The sequence below is a fragment of the Aquiflexum sp. genome (genome assembly GCF_041749095.1).
Taxonomy (GTDB): Bacteria; Bacteroidota; Bacteroidia; order Cytophagales; family Cyclobacteriaceae; genus Aquiflexum.
On sequence record NZ_JBGTCA010000169.1, the window covers coordinates 1 to 7,565 of the forward strand.

Here is a 7,565-nt window from a genome sequence, read left to right on the forward strand (position 1 = left end):
CTTCAGGAATTATTGATTCATGGGAAAAGCTACACGGCCCAATACTTAAAAGGAGAGGAAAAAATCCAGGCGAAGGATTTCAACAGGAAATGGAAAGATACAGTTTCTGTAAAGGGTGCAAGAGAAAATAACCTAAAAAACCTGACTGTCAAATTCCCACTGCATACTTTGACTGTAGTCACGGGAGTAAGTGGTTCCGGTAAATCCACCTTGGTCAAAAAGGTGCTCTATCCTGCTTTGGGCAAAACCTTGGGAACAGTCATTGATGAAACAGGGAAGTTTGACAAACTGGAAGGGGATTATAAAAAGATCACGCAAGTGGAATTTGTAGATCAAAACCCCATCGGCAAATCCTCCCGATCCAACCCGGTTACCTATGTCAAAGCCTATGATTCCATCAGGACTTTGTATTCCGATCAGACACTTTCAAAACAACGGGGATACAAACCGGCATTTTTCAGCTTCAATGTGGATGGCGGCAGATGCGAGGGCTGTCAGGGAGAAGGTACGGTGACTGTAGAAATGCAGTTTATGGCGGATATACATTTGACCTGTGAGTCCTGCAAAGGGAAACGTTTCAAAAATGAAATCCTTGAAGTCAAATACAAGGACAAAGACATCTCAGATATTCTGGATTTGACCATTGATGAAGCCATGGACTTTTTTAAAGGAAAAGCACAGATCATCAACAAATTGCAACCCCTTCAAGAGGTCGGTCTAGGATACATTGGCATGGGTCAATCTTCCAATACCCTCTCGGGCGGTGAAGCCCAAAGGGTGAAGTTGGCTTCATTTCTAGGTAAAGGCGGAACCAAATCCGGTGACCATATCCTGTTCATATTTGATGAACCCACCACAGGACTGCACTTCCATGATATCCGCAAACTCCTACATTCCATCAATGCATTGATAGAACAGGGCCATTCGGTCATCATCATCGAACACAATACCGAAGTAATTAAAGCTGCGGATTGGGTCATTGACCTAGGTCCCGAAGGAGGAGAAAAAGGAGGACACATCACCTTCGAAGGCACCCCTGAGGCGCTGATGGAAACTGAGGGGAATTATACGGGTAAGTATCTGAGGGAGTCTTTTCAGTAGGATTAGGGTGACAAAATAAAGTTAAAATAAGCTCTTGAATGCTTTTGATGTATAATAGCGTCCAAGGCTTCTCCTTGTCATTTCGACGATAGGAGAAATCTGTTCTGCCTTAGAGGGTTATCAGACCTCTCCTGCCGTCGAGGTGACAAGGACAAGTTCTGTTTGTAATTGATTGCTTTTATTGGATCGATAGTTTTAAAAGCTCCTCCTTGAAGAGACTCTCCCCTAAGAATTAGGAAATTCTTCAATTCCCGTTAGCCAACGGGACAGGCAGTACTTCGGATTCAGGATGACGAGTAGCCACATAGCTAACTCCATTAAAATAATAGCTCAGGATTAAAATGAAGGCACCAATATTTACGTCATTGGAACTCCAGGTCTTGTCCGCCGTGGCGGAAGAGGTCCATACCTTTTTTGGCTGTCATTGTGTTTGAACAAGTCACTTCGCAAAAATCTGCCCCTCATCCTGAAAGGATTTGAATTCAAGGGCATTGCCTGAAGGATCAAGAAAAAACATGGTTGCCTGTTCTCCCACCTCACCTTTGAACCTGATATAAGGTTCGATGACAAATTCCATTCCATGGTCTTTTAACTTGTCTGCCAAAGCATGCCATTCCTCCCAAGGTAAGATCGCCCCAAAATGCCTTACTGGAACATTTTTCCCATCTACTTCATTTGCCTTGGCCAAATTCAGTTCTTCAGGTTTGACATGGGCGGACAACTGATGCCCAAAAAAATTGAAGTCTATCCATTTATCCGTACTTCTTCCTATGTCACAACCCAACAGGTCTCCATAAAACTTTCTGGTTTCCTCAATGTCCCGGATGGGAAATGCAAGATGAAAAGGCTTGAATTGACTCATAATTGATTAATTTCGTTTGCGGATCAGTTGGAAAGATCGGTTATTAAAAATTATTTTCATAATGATCAATCATGATACTATTATATGCCAAAACCAACTGGTTATTTGTCAAACACAAGATTTCACGTTACTTCGGTCTTCGGTCTTCCGTCTTCTAACTATTAATTTTAACCCATGAACAAAAAAACAGTTTCACTGGTATTATCGAGTGGTGGTGCCAGGGGAATGGCGCATATAGGTGTAATCGAGGTTTTGGAAGAATCAGGCTATGAAATTGTTTCCATTGCCGGATCTTCGGCAGGGGCATTGATAGGAGGTATGTACGCTGCAGGAAATCTGCCCAAGTTCAAAGACTGGATATGCAACCTGGATAGGATTGATGTTTTTTCTCTGATGGATTTCACCATTTCCAGCAGGGGTTTTATCAAAGGGGACAAAGTTTTTGGCGAACTCAAAAAGCTGATTGCAGATTGTCATATTGAGGATTTGAACATTCCTTTCGTCTGTACGGCTGTGGAAATACCCTCAGGAAAAGAACATGTTTTCAGAAAGGGTAGCTTATATGCAGCAATTCGGGCATCCGTTTCCATACCAACTGTACTCATGCCTGCAATCATCCACGGTAAGGAATATATAGATGGGGGTATTCTGAATCCCATTCCATTGACCCTTTTGCCGAAGGAAAAAAGAGGTGAAATAGTGCTAGCTGTGGACCTTAATGGCCCAAAAGAGGCATTTGTTGATTTATTGGGAGGTAAAGATAAAATAACCTCACCCACTACTTTTAGTAAAATGCCTGGTTGGATGATCGATTACCAAAAGAAATTTTCAGCTTATTTTTCTACTTTGGAAAAAGATGAAAAACCAAAAGGAATGGGATTCATCGATCTTATGAATTATTCATTTGATATCCTGCAGGATAAACTTTCAGGACTGGTATTGGAAAAACATAAAGTTGATATAATTGTGGAAATTTCAAGAATCCAGGCCCGAACCCTGGAATTCCACCGGGCCTCTGAGATGATTGAGATAGGAAAACAAAAAACACTAAAAGCTATAGCGCAATTCGAAAATGAACATTAAGGAACTCAATCAGCTACTTGGTAATGCTGATATTTACCTGCTCGATCAGATCCTTAAAGGCAGGTTCAAAAAATCGATGAGAATCCTGGATGCAGGGTGTGGGGAAGGAAGGAACACAATATATTTTATGAATCAGGGATATCAGATTTTTGGAGTGGACAGCAACCCAACGGCCATACAGATGGCGAGGTTGTATGCTAAGACGATTCAACAGGAATATGACATCCATCGCTTTCAAACTTCCATCATAGAAGATATGCCCTTCCATCAGGGTGCCTTTGATGCCCTTATCAGCTCTGCGGTATTACATTTTGCCAAAAGCGAAGAACAGTTCTTTAAGATGATGGACGAGATGATGCGGGTATTGAAACCCGGAGGGATTTTCTTTTTAAGAATGACTACTGCCCAAGGTGGGATTTTGGAAAAGTCCCCTGACTTGGGAGATGGGGTTTACTTGCTTCCCGATGGGACGGAACGGTTTCTGTTGACAGAAGAACTGGAAAAGGAGGTTATGGCAAAATATAACCTAACCTTCCTCGAACCACCCAAGTCCGTCCTTGTTCACGGGCTGAGGGCGATGGGGGTATTTGTTTGGGAAAAGGGGATTGTAAAGGATTGATTGAAAGAACTTGTCCGCGGTGGCGGATTGAAAGATTGGAAAATTTCAAAATTAAAAAATTGGCCTAGCATTCTCAGCGTCTATCTAATATCAAACCACAGGGTTGAAAACCTGCTCATAATGTGCTGACCTGAGCAAGATGCCTCCACTGTGTTCGTAAAATGAGCCGTCAGTGGGATAAACCCCATCCTTTGTTTTGACCCAAGAGCCATCGGGCATGGGAAGGTAGGAAAGCATACGCTCCCAGTTTTTGTAGTACTGATGTCCGTTTGTTTCCTGCAGCCCGAGGTTCAAACCAGGAAAGGCCGGCAATCTGGCAGCCACATTTTTGTTCCAATCTACCAAAATAGGATTAACCGTCAGATCTGCACAAAAACAGGGCACCTCCTTTTCGTAAGCGGCTTGGGCAATCTTCATGGTCATGGTAAGTGTCTTGGCAATGGCCTTCACCGCTATGGCCGAATATCCCTGTTCTATTCGCATCAATGCCTCCTCTACAGTGTGGGCACTCTCATCTGCGGCCACCCTCACTCCCAAATCACCAACAAAAGCATGGTTGCCCTCACCAAATGGTTCTTCTATAACAGCGATCTGATCAAAGGCTCCAATCTTTTTGGCGTGGTCCAAAAACCTCTCCAAGGCCTCCTTCTTCTCGTACCTTTCATTGGCATCAAAATAATAAGGGATCTTTCCATTTTCGGTATATGGAGTTTCATAATGGCCTATGGCTTTATGTACCCCTTCCAAAAAAGCCATGTCTTTTTGCAGCATCTCCTCCTGTGTCCCTGCGGAACCTGTTTTCAATTTCATGATAAAATGTCCCCTATCAGCGGCTGCTTTTATATCTTCTATATTGGCACCCACACTGAAAGAAGGGATGCTTGCCACCTTGTCATGCTTGGCTGAAAGCCCTTGGCTAAAGACTTCAGGTATCATCTCGTCAAATTTTCCCATCCCGTTTTCGTCAGCATAGAGTAGCCAAATGGCATTGTCCACCGGCACCAGGGCATTCAGGGCAAAGGTCTTTTTCAGGTCGGAGATACCTGTGATTTTTTTGCCATATTCCCACACCTCAGGCAGCAAATCCTCCAATACCTTGACCGGATCATCAAAGGTATGCCCCTTCAAGAGCTGTACGGCCCTTTCCGTCATGGCATACATCAATGCGTTTCCCCCATTGGAGGAGTGGGCGGCAAACACCCGCTGATCAGACCATAAAGTTCCTTGGGTACCAATACCTATTCTATGGTTTCCGGAACTGGTCCTGAGGTAGGCTAAAACCTGCCACGCTTCTGTAATGGCACTGCCCTTAAACCGATAAGGAATCAAAGGTTCCCTTTCAAAATTGGTATCTACATGATCTATGGTAATCCTTTTCATGGGAGTTTTTTTGTGGGTTGTAATAGACGAATAAACCGGGGAAAAGCCCATACTTCCCATTGTGGCCAAGGCACCTGCTTTTTTGATAAAGGTTCTTCTGTCCAGGCCAATCCTGACCTTATGCTCGGATTTGTTATTTTTCATTGGAGTTCGGAATTTGGTTTAATGTGTACCAGGCTTCGCCTGACCATAATGGATTGCCTTGGTTGCTTTTGATGTTGGCTGACAGGAGAAAATATACTACGTGCTGCTCTTTTAAATTGGGAATGACCAGTCTGCATTTCTTTCGATCTTCAGACAAAGTGATTTCGGAAGGTTCCAGATAGGTTAAGTCTTTTTTCGGTCCACCATAAGCGGGGGTTGGTGCGTACCACCATTGCTGGATTAGGATATCATCGTTTGACATTTGTTTGTCATTTGCTAAGGGCTCGGTAAATTCAATTTCAAAACCATCAGGTTTTGCCCTGATAGCCAACATCTCAAAGGTAGATTTTCCATTGTAAGTCAACTTCTCCAATCCGTATTGGTTTTCCTTCCAACTCCATCCTCCCACCATGCCAATTTCACCCACATACAAAGCACCATCCGGCCCCCATACCAGTCGATTGACCCCTGCGGTGAATCCCTGCGAAAAGCGAAAAACCGAACCTTGATAGGCACCATTTACTTTTTCGAGAAAATCCCTCTTAATTCCTCCATGGGTAACGTCACCATGCAGCATCTGCCCCTTGTATGGCCCATCTTTCATAAGGATGGGTTCGGATGGGGAATTTCCGATTTCCACATCCGGTAACCAAATCGCCGGAGGAACCATCGGTGGTGTTTCATCAATAGAATCCTGAAGCCCCCAGGCCATCCCGTTGTAAGCCCCTTCCTTCACATGAATCAGCTTGTTGCCCGGAAGCCATTGCCCTTGGTTGTCAGTGACAAACAATTCTCCATCTACTCCCTTGCCAATGCCATTGGGTGTCCTTAAGCCATAATCCAATCCTCTATAGGTCCCGTCCATTCCAATTTCCAGAGTTCTTCCACGATCAGGGTGCTGCTTTTGGTTTGACATAAGGCGCATGGCCATGGAGGTGGCAATATAAAACTTGCCCTCTTTATGTACCAGTCCAAAGGCAAACTCATGAAAATCTTCGGTAACACCCCATGCATCGGACACTACCCTGTATTCATCGATGATATCATCTCCATCCGTATCCACCAGATGGGTCAGCTCATGTTTTTGAAGTACGTAGATTTCTCCATCTACCACTTCAAGACCCAAAGGCTCAGCCAATCCTTCTGCGATGCGCTTAATGGTAATTTGGGTGGTGTCGCCTTTCTCTACCCCATCCAGTAGGTAAACTGCCCCCAAACGGTCCCAAGTGGATACCAACAATCGACCATCAGGCAAAAATGCCATGGCCCCAACTTTGGGTTTGAAATCACCAAAATGCAGGGTCCGGATATCATAACTGGGATGCACACCTTCCAGTGCTGCACCAAATCCCGGTTGTCGTACATCTTCTTCAGTCAAGCTCGCCTTTATTATTGGTGTAGAATGGGAAGCTTGAATAGCAGGCTTTAAGGAGTAGATGTAATCCAACATGGGTATTATGTCGCCCTCCCTCAATTCCGGATGAGGGTTCATCGGGATTTCACCCCAAACACCTGCCCCTCCCTCCAGAATTTTTTTTATCAGTTGGGGATAGGAATTCTTTTTATCAGGATATTTGGCAGCTATATCTGCAAAAGAAGGCCCCACCATCTTGTTGTGTTCCTCATGACAGGTGTAGCAATCGCTCATTTCCATTTTCAAAATTCCCAAATGATCATATTTATCCCCCAATGATGGTGGATGCTGATCGGGAAGAGGATCAAAAAAAGTACGGACCACATAAGATCCCGATTTCTCCCATTTCTCGCAATTTTGCTCTGAACATAAATGAAGGGTGTGGCCCTCAGGAAGGTTTTCTATTAAAATCCTACGTTCCAATCCGGGATCCCCATTTTTATTGCTCACAAATTCAGGTTGTTCTTCTATGCGAATCACTTCCCCACTCTCCATGTGTGCCTCATTCCAAATGGTGATTTGTTTGTCCTTCAGTTTATACCCTTTGTATTTCCAGGTAATGGAAATTTCATTGCCATCATGCGTGATTTTCCAACGGTTATAAATTTCCCTATTCTTCAAATAGGGAGTGCCCCAACTACTGGGTTGAATGTTTTTCTTGTTGGTATATACGGCACCTTCCAACAACACTCCACCCTTCCAAACCTTGTACAACTGCTGATTGGAGAGGTCATAGGCCACATAGCAGGCAGAATCCAATGCCAGGGTAAGCATCCTTGGTTTTTTGTCAAGTACAGACCTAAATGCCCATGGATCCGAGGGACGCTCAATATCAACTTTGGGTTGACAGGAGAATAAGCAGAACAGGAGCAAAAACAACCCAAGTGCCTGAAATCTTACCCAAATTATATATGTCATCTTATTATTTTATCATTGGAATAGGCAACCAGCAAAATACAAAA

Annotated in this window: 5 protein-coding genes and 1 pseudogene; 3 read left to right on the forward strand and 3 right to left on the reverse strand. The window is 43.9% G+C overall.

Features of this window, described 5'->3' with window-relative positions; all coding sequences use genetic code 11:
• A pseudogene (locus tag ACEW8O_RS08255) lies at positions 1–1,101 on the forward strand (excinuclease ABC subunit A); the annotation flags it as partial.
• Between the two features lie 439 nt (positions 1,102–1,540).
• On the opposite strand, the gene ACEW8O_RS08260 reads toward ACEW8O_RS08255, so the two are convergent.
• On the reverse strand, positions 1,541–1,963 hold the full coding sequence (locus ACEW8O_RS08260; RefSeq protein ID WP_373494146.1) for a VOC family protein: 423 nt from the start codon (positions 1,961–1,963) through the stop codon (positions 1,541–1,543).
• Between the two features lie 174 nt (positions 1,964–2,137).
• On the opposite strand from ACEW8O_RS08260, the gene ACEW8O_RS08265 reads away from it, so the two are divergent.
• On the forward strand, positions 2,138–3,046 hold the full coding sequence (locus ACEW8O_RS08265; protein WP_373494147.1) for a patatin-like phospholipase family protein: 909 nt from the start codon (positions 2,138–2,140) through the stop codon (positions 3,044–3,046).
• Positions 3,036–3,665 (forward strand): class I SAM-dependent methyltransferase, encoded by a 630-nt coding sequence (locus tag ACEW8O_RS08270; protein ID WP_373494148.1) that lies wholly within the window; start codon positions 3,036–3,038, stop codon positions 3,663–3,665. The genes ACEW8O_RS08265 and ACEW8O_RS08270 overlap by 11 nt, the downstream gene beginning before the upstream one ends.
• 90 nt (positions 3,666–3,755) lie before the next feature.
• Here ACEW8O_RS08270 and ACEW8O_RS08275 read toward each other — a convergent pair whose 3' ends face one another.
• Both ACEW8O_RS08275 and ACEW8O_RS08280 read right to left on the reverse strand, forming a co-directional pair.
• Positions 3,756–5,189, reverse strand: a complete 1,434-nt coding sequence (locus ACEW8O_RS08275) for an enolase C-terminal domain-like protein (RefSeq protein ID WP_373494149.1) — start codon at positions 5,187–5,189, stop codon at positions 3,756–3,758.
• A complete protein-coding gene (locus tag ACEW8O_RS08280; RefSeq protein WP_373494150.1) occupies positions 5,179–7,521 on the reverse strand; it encodes a c-type cytochrome in 2,343 nt (780 codons plus the stop codon). Before ACEW8O_RS08280 ends, ACEW8O_RS08275 begins: the two co-directional genes overlap by 11 nt.
• Between the last annotated feature and the right edge of the window lie 44 nt (positions 7,522–7,565).